Source organism: Delftia sp. S65, assembly GCF_016516495.1.
In the GTDB taxonomy this organism is placed as follows: Bacteria; Pseudomonadota; Gammaproteobacteria; order Burkholderiales; family Burkholderiaceae_C; genus Comamonas; species Comamonas acidovorans.
On the sequence record NZ_JACVUR010000001.1, the window covers coordinates 124,221 to 139,767 of the forward strand.

Sequence of the window (15,547 nt, forward strand, 5' to 3'; positions counted from 1 at the left end):
AGCCTGGCTAGACTGGGCGCCATCAAAGGCCTATCCGATTCGCACCATGGACGCTTCTTCCGCCAGCCCCTCCTCCCCCACCGCGCCGCTGCGCATCGCCGTCATGGGCGCAGGCGCCGTGGGCTGTTATTTCGGCGCACTGCTGGCCCGCGCCGGCCACCAGGTCACGCTGATTGGCCGTCCCGCCCATGTGCAGGCCGTGCAGCAGCATGGCCTGCGGCTGGAGACGGCGGCGCTGGACATCCAGGTGCCCATGCAGGCATCGACCGAGGCCAGCGCCGTGCGCGATGCCGATGTGGTGATGTTCTGCGTCAAGTCCACGGCCACCGAGGAAGCGGCCCGCGAGATGCAGCCGCACCTGGCGCCGGGCGCCCTGGTGCTGACCATGCAAAACGGCGTGGACAACGACGAGCGCGTGCGCGCCGTGCTGGGCCCGTCCGTTGCCGTGGCGGCCGCCGTGGTCTATGTGGCCACGGCCATGGCCGGTCCCGGCCATGTGCGCCACTTCGGGCGTGGCGAGCTGGTCATCGCGCCCTCTGCACTCAGCGAACAGGTGGCCCTGCAGTTTGGCAAGGCGGGCATTGCCGTGCAGGTATCACCCGATGTGCGCGGCGCGCTGTGGGCCAAGCTGGTGATCAACTGCGCCTACAACGCGCTGTCGGCGCTGTGCCAGCTGCCCTACGGCCCGCTGGTGCAGGCGCCCGGCGTGGCGCACGTGGTGGACGATGTGGTGGCCGAATGCCTGGCCGTGGCAAGGGTCGACGGCGTGGCCCTGCCCGGCGACGTGCCCGCTGCCGTGCGGGGACTGCCGGCCACCATGCCGGGCCAGTTCTCGTCCACCGCCCAGGATCTGGCGCTGGGCAAACCCAGCGAAATCGACCACCTGAACGGCTATGTGGTGCGGCGCGGCGAGGCCCTGGGCGTGCCCACGCCGCTGAACCGCACGCTGCAGGTGCTGGTCAGGCTGGCCCCGTCACGCGTGCAGGCCAGCCAGGCGCCCCGGAACCCGCCTCAGAACTCGTAGTTGGCGGACACCCACAGGCGGCGGCCTTCCTGGTTGTTCGCGTAGCGGTTGCCAAAGATCACGGTACCCTGGACCTGGCCCGGTACGTTGTAGGGCTGGTAGTCCACGAAATCCTTGTTGAACAGGTTGTAGATGGCCGCGTTGATGGTGAACTGCTTGCTCACGCGGTAGCTGCCGCCCAGGTGGAACTGGGTATAGGCCTTGTAGTTGCCCAGCGCGGCCTTGGCGGCCTGGGAGCTGGCGCTGGTGCCGGGGTCGCGGAAGCGCTCGCTGCGGTATTCGGCACGCAGCCACAGGTTCCACTGGGCACCCGGCTCCCAGTTCAGGCGGGCGTTGAGCGCATGCTTGGGCGTGTCGCTCAGCGGGTTGCCCCGGTTGGGGCCGCTCTTTTGCTCGCTCCTGGTGAAGGTGTAGTTGGCGCTGGCGTTCCAGCCGCGCGCCAGCGGCATGCGCGCGCTCAGCTCCAGGCCGCGCGTGACGGCCTCGTCCACGTTGATGGACTGGCCGAAGGCATCCACCAGGGGCCAGTTGCCGAAGCTCACGCAGCCTGGGCGGTTGGGCGCTGCCGCGAAGTCGCAGTTGATCAGGCCCGGGCCGCTGGTGATCTTGTCCTTGAACTCGTTGTTGAACACCGTGGCGCTGCCCGCAAAGCCCGTGGGGCTGTCGAAATAGACGCCCAGTTCGGTGGTGCGGCTGGTTTCGGGCTTGAGGTTGGGGCTGCCCACCAGCGGCAGGCGGCCCTGCTGGCCGAAGCCGTTGATGCCGGGCGCCAGCTGCTCCACGCGCGGCGTCTTGTAGCCGTTGCTGATGCCGCCCTTCACGGTCCACTGCGGCGCGGCATTCCACACGCCGTAGATGCGCGGGCTGAGCTTGCCGCCGAAGAGACTGTGGCGGTCATAGCGCGCGCCCAGCGTGAGCTTGAAGGCGTCGGTCAGGCTCCATTCGTCCTCGGCAAACAGGGCCTTCTGAGTGAAGGCGAATTTGTTCGGCGCCACGCCGTCCTTCATCTCGGCATCCCACCACTGGCCGCCCAGCGTGGTCAGGTGGGCACCCCAGGGCAGGACCAGCTTGCTGTCCAGCACCTTGCTTTCCACCTCCAGCGTGCGCGCAGCGCCCGGTGTCGCGCCCGGCGTTCCCGGGGGAACGGTGCGGCCCATGGTTTCGGTGCGGTTGACCATGAAGCTGGTGTCCCAGGTTCCGAAGCCGAAGCGGCCCGTGTGCGCCAGCGTGAGCTGGTCGCGGTTGTATTTCTGCTCGGGGCCGTAGCCGCCCTGCAGCCCCAGCGTGCCGAGCTGGCCGCGCGAGTTGTCATAGGTCTGGCGGCCCGAGTCCAGGTCCAGAGTGATGTCGTGGTACCTGTTGGGCGTGAGCGCCAGGCGCAGGCCCAGGTTGTTGATCTCGGACTTGACGGGGTTGCCGCCCATGAGGGGAACGGCTGGCTGGCCGTTGGCGCCCGCATAGGTGATGTCCGAAGCGGCCCGGCGCTGCGTGCTGCCGCGGATCGACAGGCCCAGCAGGTCCTCCTTGATGGGGCCGCTCAGGTAGAACTTGCCGGATTTGATGTCGCCGAACTCCGACTCTTGCTGCAGCGTGTAGTCGGCGCTGACGCTGCCCGTCCAGGTCTTGCCGACCTTGCGGGTGATGATGTTGATCACGCCGCCCATGGCGTCGGAGCCGTAGAGCGTGGACATGGGGCCGCGGATGACCTCGATGCGCTCGATGGCGCCGATGGGCGGCATGAAGCTGGTCTGCGTCTCGCCAAAGCCGTTGGGCGTGACGTTGCCGGCCGAGTTCTGGCGGCGGCCGTCGATGAGCACCAGCGTGTAGTCGCTGGGCATGCCGCGGATGCTGATGTTCAGGCCGCCGGTCTTGCCTGCGGGGGCGCCTACGTCGATGCCTTCCACGCTTTCCAGCGCGTCGGTCAGGCTGCCGAAGCGGCCCTTGGCCAGTTCCTCACGCGGGATGACGGTGATGGAGGCCGGCGCCTCCTTGATGTCCTGCTCGAAACCTGAGGCGGAGACCACGACTTCGCGCAGCTCCGTGGCGGGCGCGGCATTGCCTGTTGCCGTCTGTGCAGAGACGGCGCCCGAAGCGCAGACGGCAGCCACCACAAGGGCCAGATGGGAAGGACGCGACGGAAGAACTCCGCGCAGATCGCGATACGACATGCAAACACTCCAGAAACGGAAAACGGGCTGTGGGGCCCGTGCAACTCGCTTTGAAATGTTTGGTTATGCGATGGGATGGGGATATGTAACGAAATTATATGAACATTGAGAATCATTTCCATTCTCATGATCACAATAGGATTTATCTGTCGTGCCGATGCTACGTTCCTAGGAGCAAACCGGCCCATCTTTGCGCTGGCGCAAGCGGGGTTCAGTACACATCGCGCCGGTATCGGCCGCTGCGCACCAGCAGCTCCATCTGCGCCTCGCCCAACACGGCGTGCAGCGCCTGGTCCACGCCCTGGGCCATGCCCTGCAGGCTGCCGCACACGTAGATGGCTGCGCCCTGCGCCACCCATTGGCGCAAGACATCGCCGGACTGCGCCAGCAGGTCCTGCACATAGGCGCGCGGCGCGCCTTCGCTGCGGTCGCGCGAGAAGGCCAGGTCCAGGCGCTGCAGCACGCCGCCATCGCACCATGCCTGAAGCTCGTCGCCGTACAGCCGGTCGTGCGCCGCATTGCGCTCGCCGAACAGCAGCCAGTTGGGACCCAGGCCCGCCGCCGCACGCGCGCGCAGGTGGCTGCGCAGGCCGGCCAGGCCCGTGCCATTGCCGATCAGCACCAGCGGGCGCTGCAGGTTGTCTTCCAGCCGGAAATTGCGGTGCGCACGCAGCCTCAGGGTGATGGCTGCACCCAGGGGCGCGCCCTGCGTGAGCCAGCCCGAGGCCAGGCCCGGCGAGCCATCCTCGCGCCGCGCCTGGCGCACCAGCAGGTGCACGCAGCCATCCTGGGCGATGGAGGCGATGGAGTACTCGCGCGGATGCTGCGGGTCCGCAGGAATGCAGACCTGCGCCAGGTCGCCGGACTCCCACAGCGCGGGCTCCGTTGCAGGGGGCTGCAGCTCGATGTGGAACACCGGCTCGCCTGCGCTGCCCGGGTTCATGTGCCGGCGCGCGGCCAGCGTCCATTCGCTGAAGACCGGCTGCTCCCATGCCGGCATGTCGCCCAGGCTGCTGATCTGGGTCAGCTGGTGCTGCCAGGCAGTCAGCGCCTGCGGCGCGCCGTTGTCCATTTCAATGCGCTCGAACCAGGGCCTGGCGCCACCGGCACGCAGCCAGCTGTCCAGCGCGCGGCCAAAGCCGCAGAACTGCGCGTACTGCCGGTCGCCCAGCGCCAGCAGGCCGTATTGCAGATGGGACAAGTCCTGCGCCTGCGCCATGGCGTGCGCCAGGAACAGCGCCGCGTTGTCGGGCGGATCGCCCTCGCCATAGGTGCTGGCGATGAACAGCGCCCTTTGCGTGCGCGCCAGCAGGTCGGCATCCACAGCGTCCAGGGCGCACAGGTGCACGCTTTCTCCGGCCGTGTGCAGCAGCCTGGCGGTTTCGCGCGCCAGCTCCTCGGCCTGGCCGGTCTGGCTGGCATAGGCCACGAGCAGGGGCAGCGCGCCCTCGCGTGCGCTGGTCAGCGCAGCCGCTTCCTGCAGGGTCCGCATGCGCTGGCGGCGCTCGCGCCACCAGATGGCGGCGCACATGGCCGCATAGAGCAGGACCAGCACGGCGGCTGCGAGTACGCGCAGCCCAGGGTCGGACAAGGTCATGGCAGGACCGGGAATCTACACGTCGGAAAAAGGGAAGGAAACGCTCACGGCAGCAGCGCGGCAAAAGCCGTTGTCATCGCCATGGCAGGGCCTTGCGCAGTGCGCTCGCACAGCAGCGCCGCCACGCCGCGCTGCTCGGCAAAGTCCAGGCCCTCGCGCGGCCCCAGCACGGTGAGCACGGTGGCCAGGGCGTCGGCCTGCATGCATTCGGCATGCAGCACGGTGACGCTGGTCAGGCCATGCGCCACGGGCTCGCCGCTGCGCGGATCGATGGTGTGGGAATAGCGGCGCCCGCCCTGCTCGAAGGCATGCCAGTGGTCGCCCGAGGTGGCGATGGCCATGTCGCGCAGCGGCAGCGCCAGCGGCGTGGACGGGTCCGCCATGCTGGCCACGGCCACGCGCCAGGGATGGTTGCCAGGGCGCTGACCGCAGGCACGCAGCTCGCCGCCCACCTCGACGAGGAAATCGGTATGGCCCAGCGCCTGCAGGCGCTCGGCGACCAGGTCCACCGAATAGCCTTTGGCGATGCCGCTGAAGTCCACATGCACGGCGCCGGGCTGCAGCGCGCGCCGGCCCGCCAGGTCCAGCACGATGCGCTGGTAGCCCACGCGCTCGCGCACCCGCCGCAGCGCATCGGCATCGGGGATGCCGGCGCCCTGCGCCTTTTCCGCACGCGGGCCGAAGCCCCACAGATCAACCAGCGGCCCCACGGTAGGGTCCCAGGCGCCGCCGCTGGCCTGTGCCCACTCGAGTGCACAGGTCAGCACGGTGAAGAATTCGGGCGGCAGTGCATGCCAGCTGCCGGGCTCGGCGCGGTTGAAGCGCGAGATGTCGGAGCCGGCTTCCCAGTTGCTCATCTGGCGCACGACCAGGGCCAGCGCAGCCTCTATGGCCTGGCGCGCCTCATCGAGCGGGCGGAAATCCGGGTTGTGCAGGCGCACGCTCCAGGTCGTGCCCATGGCCTCGCCGGTGAGTGTTTGCAGCGCGGCGGGGTCTGCGCGCCGCACCGCCTGCGGCGCGTAGCCGGAGACGGCAAAGGACGCCGCGCCTGTGGACACAGGCGCGGCAAGGCCCCGGCCTGCGCTGCCCTGCAACAGGGCGGGCGCGAAGCTCACGCGCACGAGCGCGGGCGCAGACGGAGCCCCGGGTGGGGACGCAAGGCTCAGGGCAGCACCTCGAACGTGCCCACGTAGGACAGGCGGCGCTCCTTGGCCTGGGGCAGCGATGTCTTGCTGTCCTGCGCGTCGGCATCCACCCAGTACATGCCGGCGGTGGGCCAGGTCACGCTGAACTCGCCCTTGGCGTCGGTCGTGGCCTTGATCTCGCCCTTGTTGTCGCGGTAGCGCGTGGCGCCGGGCACCAGCACGACTTCCAGGTTGGCGGCAGGCTTGCCGTCCACATGGAAGGCGAAGGTGGCCTTCTCGCCCTTGACCAGGTCGTTGGGATGGGTCACGGGCACCAGCTCCAGCCCCTTGCCGGAAGGCTTGACGGCGCTGGGCTTGCCCACGGTCACGAAGGTCTCGATGCGGCCCACGGACTGGGTCACCTTCAGGTCCTGCGCGTCGGCGGGCACATCGGCGGCGAACTTCTCGGGCGAGCCGCGCCAGCGGCGGTTCTGGCCCGTGGCCTTGTCCTTCCAGGAGGCAAACAGGCCGTCGTTGACGATGGCCAGGCGGTAGGTGCCGCTTTGCTGCAGGTCCAGGTCGAACACGCTGCGCAGCTTGCCGCGATGGGCATTCTGCGGCGCGACGGCCGAGCCGTCCGGCGCCGAGACAACGAGGTTGTCCAGGCCCAGCGGCACGTGGTTGAAGAAGAACAGGTCGTTGGAGACAGCGGCATCCACCGTGATCCATTCGGCCTTGGACAGCACCGTGGTCGAGGGCAGCAGCCACAGGTTGTGGGCCTGGGCGGCCTGGAAGGCGCCGCAGGCAATGGCGAGGCTGGCAGCCAGACGGACGGCAAAGCGGGTCTTGGACTTCATGAAAAATCTCCTTGGTTCGTGGATGGGTCTGGCACGTGCAGCGATGGCGTCGTCCCCCTCGTGAGAGGGAAGGCGCACAGCGCCTCGGCGGCTTTCAATTTCAAGGCTTGAGCTCGACGCTGATCTCGCCCAGCTCGCTGCTGCCCTTGGCGCTCAGTTGCTCGGCCTTGGCCACGGGCCACTTGAAGGGCACGGTGACCACTTCGCGGCCGCCGACTTCGCGCGCGGCCTCGACCACGAGCTTGTATTCACCGGGCGGCAGCTTGGCGAAGGGATTGGAGCCTTCGGTGAAACTCAGCTGGTGCTTGCCCACGGGACGCGTGGGGCTGGTCACGCCATCGATCGGCAGGGTCAGGTCACGGCCCGTGCGGCGCCACCACTGGCGCATGTCCTTGAGCCACTTCGTGCCTTCGGCATTGCGCATCTTCACGTCGTACCAGACCGATAGCGTGGAGGCCACCGAGGCGTCGGCGCGCTCGATCCACACGGCCACGTAGGGGCGGTGGTATTCGGCGACATCCAGGCGCGGAATTTCCACGCCCACGTTCAGGCCGGCGGCAAAGACCGGGACCGCGCCCAGGCAGGCGCCAAGCGCCATGGTGTAGCGCAGAGAGAAGTGCGGATTCATTGGCAAGGCTCTTTCGGTTCTCAGTGGATCAACAGGAGGGCCAGCAGCATGGGAATCACCAGCCCCATGCCGACCATGGGCCAGGTGAAGGGGCGGTTGCCTGCATGCATCTTCAGGATGAACAGGCCCGTGACGGTGAACACCAGGCAGGCTGCGGCAAAGATATCGATGAACCAGCTCCAGGCGGCGCCCGTGTTGCGGCCCTTGTGCAGGTCGTTCAGATAGGCGATCCAGCCCCTGTCGGTGCGCTCGTATTCGGCCTCGCCATCGGCCAGGGCAACGCGCACCCAGGCATCGCCGCCAGGGCGTGGCAGGGAGACATAGAGTTCGTCGGCCGTCCATTCGGCCTCGCGGCCCTCGGCCTCAAGGCCCCACTGGCCGCGCACCCAGTCCGCAAACGGCGCAGGCACGGGCGCCCGGTCGCGCGGCTGGCTGGCCTGCTGCTGGACCAACTGCACGCGCAGCGCATCGGGCAATGCCGCCTCGCCCCGCACGATGCGCGGCTTGGACTCGATCTGCCCCGCATGGTTGAGCGTGAACCCCGTGACGGCGAACAGCAGCATGCCGATCAGGCACAGCGCGGAGCTGACCCAGTGCCACTCGTGCAGTGTCTTGAGCCAGTAGGAACGGCGCCGAGGGTCCGGTTTGGGGGATGTCATCGCAACAGAAAAAGGCGGCAGCGCCACGCGGCGTCAACCATCACGGATGGCGGGCACGGGAGCCCAGGAAAGGAAAGGCCCGGGGATTCTACCGCCCACAAATAAGAATTGATCGCATTTACACAAGCTTTACCGGCTTAATCGTGCGCCACGCCAAGGCGGTGCCAGCATCACCCAAAGTAAAATAAGAATGCTTATCACTTGCATCTCTCCTCTTCACCCTTCGTGTCCTGTCCCGCCGTGACTCCCCACCAGGCCCTTGCCCATCTCTACCAGCAGCACCATGGCTGGCTGCGCACCTGGCTGCAGCGCCGGCTGGGCCATGCAGGCGATGCGGCAGATTTCGCACAGGACACCTACGTGCGCGTGATGGAGTCCCGCACGGAACTGTCCGAGATCCGGGAGCCCCGCGCCTTCCTCACCACGGTGGCCAAGCGCGTGATGGCCAACCACCTGCGCCGCCGAGAAATTGAACGTGCCTATCTGGACACGCTGGCGCTGCAGCCCGAGCCGCTGGCGCCCTCGCCCGAGGAACGCGCCATCGTGCTGGAGACGCTGTGCGAGCTGGACCGCCTGCTCGACGGCCTGCCGCCCAAGGTGCGCGCGGCCTTTTTGCACGCCCAGCTGGACGGCATGGCCTATGCCGAGATCGCGTTGCTGCTGCAGGTCTCGGTCAGCTCGGTCAAGCAGTACATGGCGCGCGCCATCCGGCATTGCTACTTCCCGGAACATGCGGCATGACGCAGCGCTGCGCTGCCGGGCGCGTCCATGGCGCCGATGGCTCCACCCATAGTGCCGACCCCGCGCTGCCGCCTGACGTGGTCCACAGCGCCGTGGACTGGCTGGTGCAGCTGTGGTCAGGCGAGTGCACAGAGGAACAACGCGCGCAATGGCTGGACTGGCGCGCGGCCCATCCGCTGCATGAGCGGGCCTGGCAGCGCATCGAGGCCACGAATGCGCGGCTCAGGCTGCCTGACGCACGCCCGGACAGCGGTCCCCTCAATGGACCCCTTGCCACGGCCACGCTGGCGCGCAGCCTCAAGACCGCCCAGTCACGCCGCCGCCTGCTGGCCAGCGTCGCTGGCCTGGCCGGCGCAGGTGCTGCGGCATGGACTGCGCATGAGAGCCTGCCGTGGCAGGCCTGGAATGCCGATGTCAGCACCGCCAAGGGCGAGCGGCGCCCCCTGCAGTTGCCCGATGGCACGCAGCTGCTGCTCAACACCGAGACGTCCGTGGACCTTGCCTTCGACGACCAGCTGCGCCGCGTGCTGCTGTTGCGCGGCGAGCTGATGGTCACCACCGCCCATGACACGGCCCAGCCCGCGCGCCCCTTTGTGGTGGACACGCCCGCGGGCAGGCTGCGCGCCCTGGGCACGCGTTTCACGGTGCGCCATGACATGGAGACTGCGGATACGCGCGTGGCCGTTTTCGAGGGTGCGGTCGAGGCCCGCAGCCGCACGGGCGAGTTGCTGCGTGTCGACAGCGGCGAAGCGGCAAGGCTCAGTGCCACGCAGGCGCTGCCGGCCGGCGCGGCCGGCGAGGGGCCGGGCTGGGACGAAGGCGTGCTCGTGGCCTCGGACATGCGCCTGGACCGCTTCATCGACGAACTGCGCCGCTACCGACCCGGGCTGATCACGCTGGCACCCGAGGTGGCCGGGTTGCGCCTGTCGGGCGTCTTCCCGCTCGCCGATACGGACCGCATCCTGCAGTCCCTGGTACAGGTGCTGCCCGTGCGCATCCATGTGCCGGTGCGCTACTGGGTGCGCATAGGTCCGGCATGAAGAGAAGGCGGCGGGACAACGCGGCCCGGTGACATCGGTCTGTACCTTTTCCCATCTCGCGTGACAAGCAGGGGAGAGGCGCTTTGCGGCGCCATGTTTCCTCCCTGATCCAAAGACCGCACCAACATGTCCGACCTCCATCACCAGCGCCGCCTCGCTACCGCGGCGGCACGCGTCCTCCGCCGCGCGCAGCCTGCGCCCGTGTTCCACCTGTCCGCATTGACCCTGGCCCTGGCAGCCGCACTGGCCAGCCTGTCCGCCATGCCCTTGCCCGCGAATGCCCAGGGCCAGGGCCAGGCCCAGGCCCAGACAGGTACCGAGCGCACCCAGGCCTACGACATTCCGGCAGGACCGCTGGAGGCCGCGCTCACGCGCTTCGCCAAGGCCTCGGGCGTGCTGCTGGCCTATACGCCCGAGCTGGTGCGCGATCTGCAAAGTCCGGGCCTGCAGGGCAGCCATGCGCCGGCCGAGGCGCTGACCCGCCTGTTGGCGGGCTCGGGCCTGGCGGCCGCGACCTCGGGCAACGGCGGCTATACGCTGCGCCGCTCGCAGGCATCGCCTGCGTCCTCGACAGCGCCTGCCGCATCAGCCGTGGGCGCCACCACGCTGGGCGAGGTGCACGTCACCGCCAAGGCCGAGGTCGGCAGCGCCACGGAAGGCACGGGCGCCTACACCGCGACCGGAGCCAGCAGCACGGCCACGGGCCTGGGCCTGTCGCTGCGCGAGACGCCGCAGTCGGTGAGCGTGATGACGCGCCAGCGCATGGACGACTTCAAGCTGGAGACGCTGACCGACGTGCTGGAGCAGACGCCCGGCGTGGCCGTGGTCCGCCAAAGCGAGATGACCACCTTCAACGTGCGCGGCTCCAGCGTCAACCTGCAGACCGATGGCAGCCGCCAGCTCACCAATGGCTGGGGCTGGAACACGCACATCATGTACTCGCTGGACGATCTGGCCGAGATCGACCGCGTTGAAGTGCTCAAGGGCTCGTCGGGCCTGATCAATGGCGACGGCGCCTACGGAGCCACGGTCAACCTGATCCGCAAGCGCCCCACGCGCGACTTCCAGGCCAGCGCAATGGCCAGCGCGGGCAGCTGGGGCACCTACCGTGCCGATGCCGACATTGCCGGTCCGCTGAACCAGGAAGGCAGCCTGCGCGGCCGCCTGGTGGCCTCGCGCAAGAGCGGCGACAGCTTCCGCGACCACCAGCACAGCAACAGCTCCATGCTGTACGGCACGCTGGAATACGACCTCACCCCCGACACCCTGCTGAGCGCCGGCATCACCTACCGCCAGCGCGAGCTGCGCGGCTCGGGCGGCACCACGCCCATCCAGGGCTACACGGGCACCGGCCAGTTCGTCGGCTGGATGCCGCGCTCGCTGAACATCGCAGCGCCCTGGTCGGGCTACGAGCAGGAGTCGCTCAACAGCTTCGCGCGCCTGGAGCACCGCTTTGCCAGCGGCTGGAAGGCCAAGCTGCAGATGTCGCATGAAGAGGTGAAGACGCCCGACATGCAGATCGGCCTGCTGCGCTACGCCCTGCCCAGCTCGGCCCAGTTCGCGGCCTACAAGGACATTGAGTCCCGCAACCAGAACATCAGCATCGACGTGCAAGGCCCGTTCACGCTGTTCGGCCGCCAGCATGAGTTGCTGGTGGGCGCGGGCGCCGCACGCAACCGCACCACGCTGCTGCGCGGCGCGCGCCCCGGCCTGGACCTGCCGCAGGTGGACTTCAGCCAGGGCGGCGCAGCCATCCCGGCGCCAGCGGACAACATCCCCTATTCCAACGACCTGTTCAGCAACAAGCGCAGCTATCTCTACAGCGCGGCACGCTTCAATCTGGCCGATCCGCTGAAGCTGATCGCCGGCCTGCGCGTGACCAACTACGACCAGAAGGATGTGACCGACATCAGCTGGTACAACTACAACATGCGCGAGCACGGCGTGGTCACGCCCTATGCGGGCCTGGTGTATGACGTCAGCCCGAACATCTCGCTGTATGGCAGCTACGCCAGCATCTTCAAGGCGCAAAGCGCCAAGGATCTGCAGGAACGCACCCTGCCGCCCGAGGAGGGTCTGACCTACGAGATCGGCGCCAAGGGCGAATTCTTCGACAAGCGGCTGAACGCCAGCGTCGCCCATTTCTGGATGCGCACCGACAACACGGCCGTGGAAGACGGGCTCATGCCCAATGGCGAAACGGCCTACCGCGCGGTCCAGGGCGCGCGCAGGCGCGGCTTCGAACTGGAACTGTCTGGCGAGCTGGCCAAGGGCTGGCAGGCCCAGGGCAGCTACGTGACCATCAACAGCAATCTGGACAACGCCGCCACCAGCCCGCGCCACCAGTTCAAGCTGGGCACCACCTACCGCTTCGCGCAGGGCGCGCTGTCCGGCCTGACCGTGGGTGGCGCCGCGCGCTGGCAGAGCGCCATCTCCACCAGCCGCGGCGCCGCCACGCTGCGCCAGGACGCCTACTGGGTGATGGACCTGATGGCGCGCTACCAGATCAACCGCCATCTCAGCATCGCGGCCAACGTCAACAACCTGTTCGACAAGCACTACTTCTCTGGCGTGACCAACTTCAATGCCCAGGGCCTGTACTACACCTGGGGTGCGCCGCGCAGCGTCAACGTGAGCATGCGTTACGACTTCTGAGCGTTGCAGGACCGCACCGGCCCAGGGACCCCAGAGCCGCGCGGGCCGGACTGCGCTGTACTGTGTTGTGTCAAGCAGCTGACGCACATGCTTACATAATCTGCTTTTCTGATTCATTTGCGCCCACAATGGCGCGCGAACCCGATTGGAGACTGCATGCGCCTTCCGAGCTTTTCGCAAACCGCCGCCAACGCCGCCCATACCGCCGCCCATACCGCCGATGGAACGCGCCAGAACCGCCGCCAGATGCTGGCCCAGGGCGCTGCCCTGGCCATGCTGTGCTCTCCTCTGGCCCATGCCGCACCGCCAGCGGCAGCACCTGCAGCCCATGCGCCACGGGCTGCCGGCAGCGCCCAGCGCGTGGCGACCAGCCTGCGCATCGTCATTCCAGCCAATGCCGGTGGCGGCTGGGACCAGACCGGCCGCGCGCTGGGCGCGGCCCTGGTGGCCAGCGGCGCGGCCGAGCGCGTGGAGTATGAAAACGTGGGCGGCAAGGGAGGCACCATCGGCCTGGCCCAGTTTGCCGAGCGCCATGGCAAGGACCCCGACGCCTTGCTGATCGGCGGCATGGTGATGGTCGGCGCGGTGGCACTGCAAAAGCCGGCCGTCAACATGTCGCATGTGCAGCCGATTGCCCGCCTGACCAGCGACTACCTCGTCGTGGCCGTACCGGCCGACTCCCCCATCCGCAATGCCAAGGACCTGGTGGCCGCGCTGCGCAGCGACCTGGCCCACCAGTCGTTTGCGGGTGGCTCGGCCGGTGGCGTGGACCACATGTTCGCCGGCCTGCTCACGCGCGCGGCCAAGGCGGCGCCCGAGCAACTGGTCTACAAGCCCTTTCCAGGCGGCGCCCAGGTGGTGGAGGCCTTGCTCAAGGGCGATGCGCGCATGGGCGTGTCCGGCTACAGCGAGTTCAGCGAGGCGCTGGCCAGCGGCAAGCTGCGCGCCATCGGCGTGTCCTCGCGCCGCAGCCTGTTCGGCCTGCCCTCGTTCCGCGAGCAGGGGCTAGATGCTGACATGGCCAACTGGCGCGCCGTCTTCACCGGCAAGCAGGTCAGCGCCGCACGTGCCCAGGCCCTGCTGGGCGCCGTGGAGCAGGCCACGCAGCACGAGAGCTGGCAACGCGCCCTGCGCCAGAACCGCTGGGAGCCTTCCTGGCAGGCGGGCCGCGATTTCAACGGCTTTCTGGAGCTGGAGCACACCACGGCCAGCGTGATGACCTATCTGCTCAAACTCAAGAGCTGAGAAACCGCCGCGCAGCGGGCAGGCCACGTGGCGGGCCTGCAACACTGGCTTGGTCATACGCGTATTCCTCTAGCGGGGGGCATTGCCGCTGTGGGTTTTGAGCTACCAAACTTGTAGCAGAATGGATCCAGAGCTATAGTTCCCCGGGACTTGGCTCGGCGCGCGTCCCACCCGGACGCACCCGCCGGCTCACCCACACCATTGCGCAAGGAGAAGCGTCATGAGCTCCAAGGAAAACGCCGCCATCAACCAGCTGTTCGAGAAACTCGAATGCCGCTACGCGTTGCGCGTGCTGTGGGCGCTGCGGGACGGCCATCCTCAGACCTTTCGACTGCTGCAAGACAGCGTGGGCGGCATCACGCCCAACACGCTGAACACCCGCATCAAGGAGCTGCGCGAGTGCGGGCTGCTGGAGCATGGCTCCGACGGCTACACCGTGACGCTGGCCGGCCAGGACCTGCTCAAGCGCCTGTCCGATGTGCAGGCCTTTGCCAACCGCTGGGTGGCCGCGCGCGCCAAGAAGTGATGTCAGGCCGGGCGCGGCACCAGGCGCCACGGCCTCTTCCCGCGCAGGGCCTCCGTCCGGCCCGCCGGGTCGTCTCCTTTCCCCCTACCGTTTCTCTCTCAAGGAATACCACCATGGCTTTCACCACCACCGCATCCGGCCTGCAGTATGAAGACACCGTCGTGGGCGACGGCGCCGAAGCCCAGCGCGGCCGCAGCGTGACCGTGCACTACACGGGCTGGCTCTACAACAACGGCGTGCAGGGCGCCAAGTTCGACTCCAGCAAGGACCGCAACGATCCCTTCGTCTTCCCCCTGGGCGGCGGCATGGTGATCAAGGGCTGGGACGAAGGCGTGCAAGGCATGAAGGTGGGCGGCCAGCGCACCCTGATCATCCCGGCCGAGCTGGGCTATGGCGCCCGCGGCGCCGGCGGCGTGATCCCCCCCAACGCCACGCTGAAGTTCGACGTGGAGCTGCTGGCCGTCTGAGCCTGCACCCACGGATTCATGCAAGGGCAAGGTGCGAAGGCGCCTTGCCCTTTTTCATGGACGGTACGCCCCAACCCCTCTCGGGCCGCGTGCGGGCCATTCCTCATTCAAGGTGCCTTGCCGAACAGCGCCTCGTGCAACGGCAGGTAGCTGGCAGGACTGGCCGCCTCGCGCAGGCGCGGTGCCAGCGCCACCAGCTGGTCGTAGCCCATGGCCGCTTCCACGGCAAGGTTGAGCCGGAACCCCTTCAGGCCCAGGTTGGCCGTGATGGCCACGGCCAGCGGATAGGCGTTGCGATAGCGCACGGCCAGCGATGGCTCGGACTGCGTGGGGGCATCGCCAGCCGAATCCGTGGAAGAAGCCGCTGCAGCAGGCGCGGCAGGGACCGAAGGCACCGCAACGGCCACCACGCCCAGCCGGGGCTCGGCCGCGTCGCGCGGTGCCAGCCATTCGCGCTCCACCAGCGCCAGGATCTCGTCCTGCGTCACGCCCATGCCGGCAACGGCCTGCAGCACCTGCGCCAGGCTGCGTTGCCCGTCAAACAGCAAAAAGGCCGAGCGCAACCGGGGCGAGAGATCGGCATGGCGTTCCTTGAATGCCTGTTGGCCGGCGGACGTTTTCACAAAATGCATGGCGGACGGGATTCTCTGCAAGGGATCGGATCGGACACGGCTCGCAGCGTGTCATGAGCCTCCGGCTCCCAAAAGCGGGTTTTCCAGCACGCACGGGCTTCAGTGGGGCCGGCAATGATCCAGATCTGCCAAAAGCGCAAAAACGGGGCAGAAAATGGCCATCCTCCCGCCCGGCGGCCTCTGT

General features: G+C 68.2%; 14 protein-coding genes. 7 read left to right on the forward strand and 7 right to left on the reverse strand.

What is annotated here, in order from left to right; translation table 11 throughout:
- The first annotated feature begins 46 nt into the window (after positions 1 to 46).
- Complete coding sequence (locus IAE24_RS00500) at positions 47 to 1,024, forward strand: ketopantoate reductase family protein (RefSeq protein ID WP_199960084.1); 978 nt, start codon at positions 47 to 49, stop codon at positions 1,022 to 1,024.
- On the opposite strand, the gene IAE24_RS00505 is transcribed toward IAE24_RS00500, so the two are convergent.
- The 6 genes from IAE24_RS00505 to IAE24_RS00530 all read right to left on the reverse strand — a co-directional run bounded on the left by IAE24_RS00505 (position 1,012) and on the right by IAE24_RS00530 (position 8,057).
- On the reverse strand, positions 1,012 to 3,192 hold the full coding sequence (locus IAE24_RS00505; protein WP_097201629.1) for a TonB-dependent receptor domain-containing protein: 2,181 nt from the start codon (positions 3,190 to 3,192) through the stop codon (positions 1,012 to 1,014). The two genes, IAE24_RS00500 and IAE24_RS00505, sit on opposite strands and share 13 nt — an antisense overlap.
- Before the next feature lie 211 nt (positions 3,193 to 3,403).
- The gene (locus IAE24_RS00510; protein ID WP_199960085.1) at positions 3,404 to 4,789 is read right to left on the reverse strand and encodes a sulfite reductase subunit alpha; all 1,386 of its coding nucleotides are present in this window, start codon (positions 4,787 to 4,789) and stop codon (positions 3,404 to 3,406) included.
- A gap of 44 nt (positions 4,790 to 4,833) precedes the next feature.
- A complete protein-coding gene (locus IAE24_RS00515) occupies positions 4,834 to 5,910 on the reverse strand; it encodes an FAD:protein FMN transferase (protein ID WP_199960086.1) in 1,077 nt (358 codons plus the stop codon).
- 41 nt (positions 5,911 to 5,951) lie between these two features.
- Positions 5,952 to 6,770, reverse strand: coding sequence for a DUF4198 domain-containing protein (locus IAE24_RS00520; RefSeq protein ID WP_012206854.1), 819 nt, complete (start codon positions 6,768 to 6,770; stop codon positions 5,952 to 5,954).
- 100 nt (positions 6,771 to 6,870) lie between these two features.
- Positions 6,871 to 7,398 carry a DUF2271 domain-containing protein gene (locus IAE24_RS00525; protein WP_199960087.1) on the reverse strand — a complete coding sequence of 176 codons (528 nt, stop codon included), beginning with the start codon at positions 7,396 to 7,398 and terminating at the stop codon, positions 6,871 to 6,873.
- A 20-nt stretch (positions 7,399 to 7,418) separates the two neighbouring features.
- Positions 7,419 to 8,057, reverse strand: a complete 639-nt coding sequence (locus tag IAE24_RS00530; RefSeq protein WP_013801140.1) for a PepSY-associated TM helix domain-containing protein — start codon at positions 8,055 to 8,057, stop codon at positions 7,419 to 7,421.
- A 225-nt stretch (positions 8,058 to 8,282) separates the two neighbouring features.
- Here IAE24_RS00530 and IAE24_RS00535 point away from each other — a divergent pair, with 225 nt between their 5' ends.
- From IAE24_RS00535 to IAE24_RS00560, 6 genes are all read left to right on the forward strand, one after another.
- Entirely contained in the window at positions 8,283 to 8,798 is a 516-nt protein-coding gene (locus tag IAE24_RS00535) for a sigma-70 family RNA polymerase sigma factor (protein ID WP_013801139.1), read from the forward strand.
- Positions 8,795 to 9,838, forward strand: a complete 1,044-nt coding sequence (locus IAE24_RS00540; RefSeq protein WP_199960088.1) for a FecR domain-containing protein — start codon at positions 8,795 to 8,797, stop codon at positions 9,836 to 9,838. Before IAE24_RS00535 ends, IAE24_RS00540 begins: the two co-directional genes overlap by 4 nt.
- A 126-nt stretch (positions 9,839 to 9,964) precedes the next feature.
- Positions 9,965 to 12,493 (forward strand): TonB-dependent siderophore receptor, encoded by a 2,529-nt coding sequence (locus tag IAE24_RS00545; RefSeq protein WP_199960089.1) that lies wholly within the window; start codon positions 9,965 to 9,967, stop codon positions 12,491 to 12,493.
- A 156-nt stretch (positions 12,494 to 12,649) separates the two neighbouring features.
- Positions 12,650 to 13,738, forward strand: a complete 1,089-nt coding sequence (locus tag IAE24_RS00550) for a Bug family tripartite tricarboxylate transporter substrate binding protein (protein ID WP_043819155.1) — start codon at positions 12,650 to 12,652, stop codon at positions 13,736 to 13,738.
- Positions 13,739 to 13,958: 220 nt separating this feature from the next.
- Positions 13,959 to 14,264: a winged helix-turn-helix transcriptional regulator gene (locus IAE24_RS00555; RefSeq protein ID WP_012206858.1), complete on the forward strand. Its 306-nt coding sequence runs from the start codon at positions 13,959 to 13,961 to the stop codon at positions 14,262 to 14,264.
- 113 nt (positions 14,265 to 14,377) lie between these two features.
- Entirely contained in the window at positions 14,378 to 14,731 is a 354-nt protein-coding gene (locus IAE24_RS00560; protein WP_012206859.1) for an FKBP-type peptidyl-prolyl cis-trans isomerase, read from the forward strand.
- A 107-nt stretch (positions 14,732 to 14,838) separates the two neighbouring features.
- Here IAE24_RS00560 and IAE24_RS00565 read toward each other — a convergent pair whose 3' ends face one another.
- Entirely contained in the window at positions 14,839 to 15,363 is a 525-nt protein-coding gene (locus IAE24_RS00565) for a hypothetical protein (protein ID WP_199960090.1), read from the reverse strand.
- Positions 15,364 to 15,547: the final 184 nt, after the last annotated feature.

Excerpts from the sequence above, each read along its gene's own strand:
- IAE24_RS00510 (WP_199960085.1), bottom strand. The coding sequence starts at position 4,789 with ATGACCTTGTCCGACCCTGGGCTGCGCGTACTCGCAGCCGCCGTGCTG.
- IAE24_RS00500 (WP_199960084.1), top strand. The coding sequence starts at position 47 with ATGGACGCTTCTTCCGCCAGCCCCTCCTCCCCCACCGCGCCGCTGCGC.
- IAE24_RS00560 (WP_012206859.1), top strand. The coding sequence starts at position 14,378 with ATGGCTTTCACCACCACCGCATCCGGCCTGCAGTATGAAGACACCGTC.
- IAE24_RS00540 (WP_199960088.1), top strand. The coding sequence starts at position 8,795 with ATGACGCAGCGCTGCGCTGCCGGGCGCGTCCATGGCGCCGATGGCTCC.
- IAE24_RS00530 (WP_013801140.1), bottom strand. The coding sequence starts at position 8,057 with ATGACATCCCCCAAACCGGACCCTCGGCGCCGTTCCTACTGGCTCAAG.
- IAE24_RS00525 (WP_199960087.1), bottom strand. The coding sequence starts at position 7,398 with ATGAATCCGCACTTCTCTCTGCGCTACACCATGGCGCTTGGCGCCTGC.
- IAE24_RS00565 (WP_199960090.1), bottom strand. The coding sequence starts at position 15,363 with ATGCATTTTGTGAAAACGTCCGCCGGCCAACAGGCATTCAAGGAACGC.
- IAE24_RS00505 (WP_097201629.1), bottom strand. The coding sequence starts at position 3,192 with ATGTCGTATCGCGATCTGCGCGGAGTTCTTCCGTCGCGTCCTTCCCAT.
- IAE24_RS00550 (WP_043819155.1), top strand. The coding sequence starts at position 12,650 with ATGCGCCTTCCGAGCTTTTCGCAAACCGCCGCCAACGCCGCCCATACC.
- IAE24_RS00545 (WP_199960089.1), top strand. The coding sequence starts at position 9,965 with ATGTCCGACCTCCATCACCAGCGCCGCCTCGCTACCGCGGCGGCACGC.
- IAE24_RS00520 (WP_012206854.1), bottom strand. The coding sequence starts at position 6,770 with ATGAAGTCCAAGACCCGCTTTGCCGTCCGTCTGGCTGCCAGCCTCGCC.
- IAE24_RS00555 (WP_012206858.1), top strand. The coding sequence starts at position 13,959 with ATGAGCTCCAAGGAAAACGCCGCCATCAACCAGCTGTTCGAGAAACTC.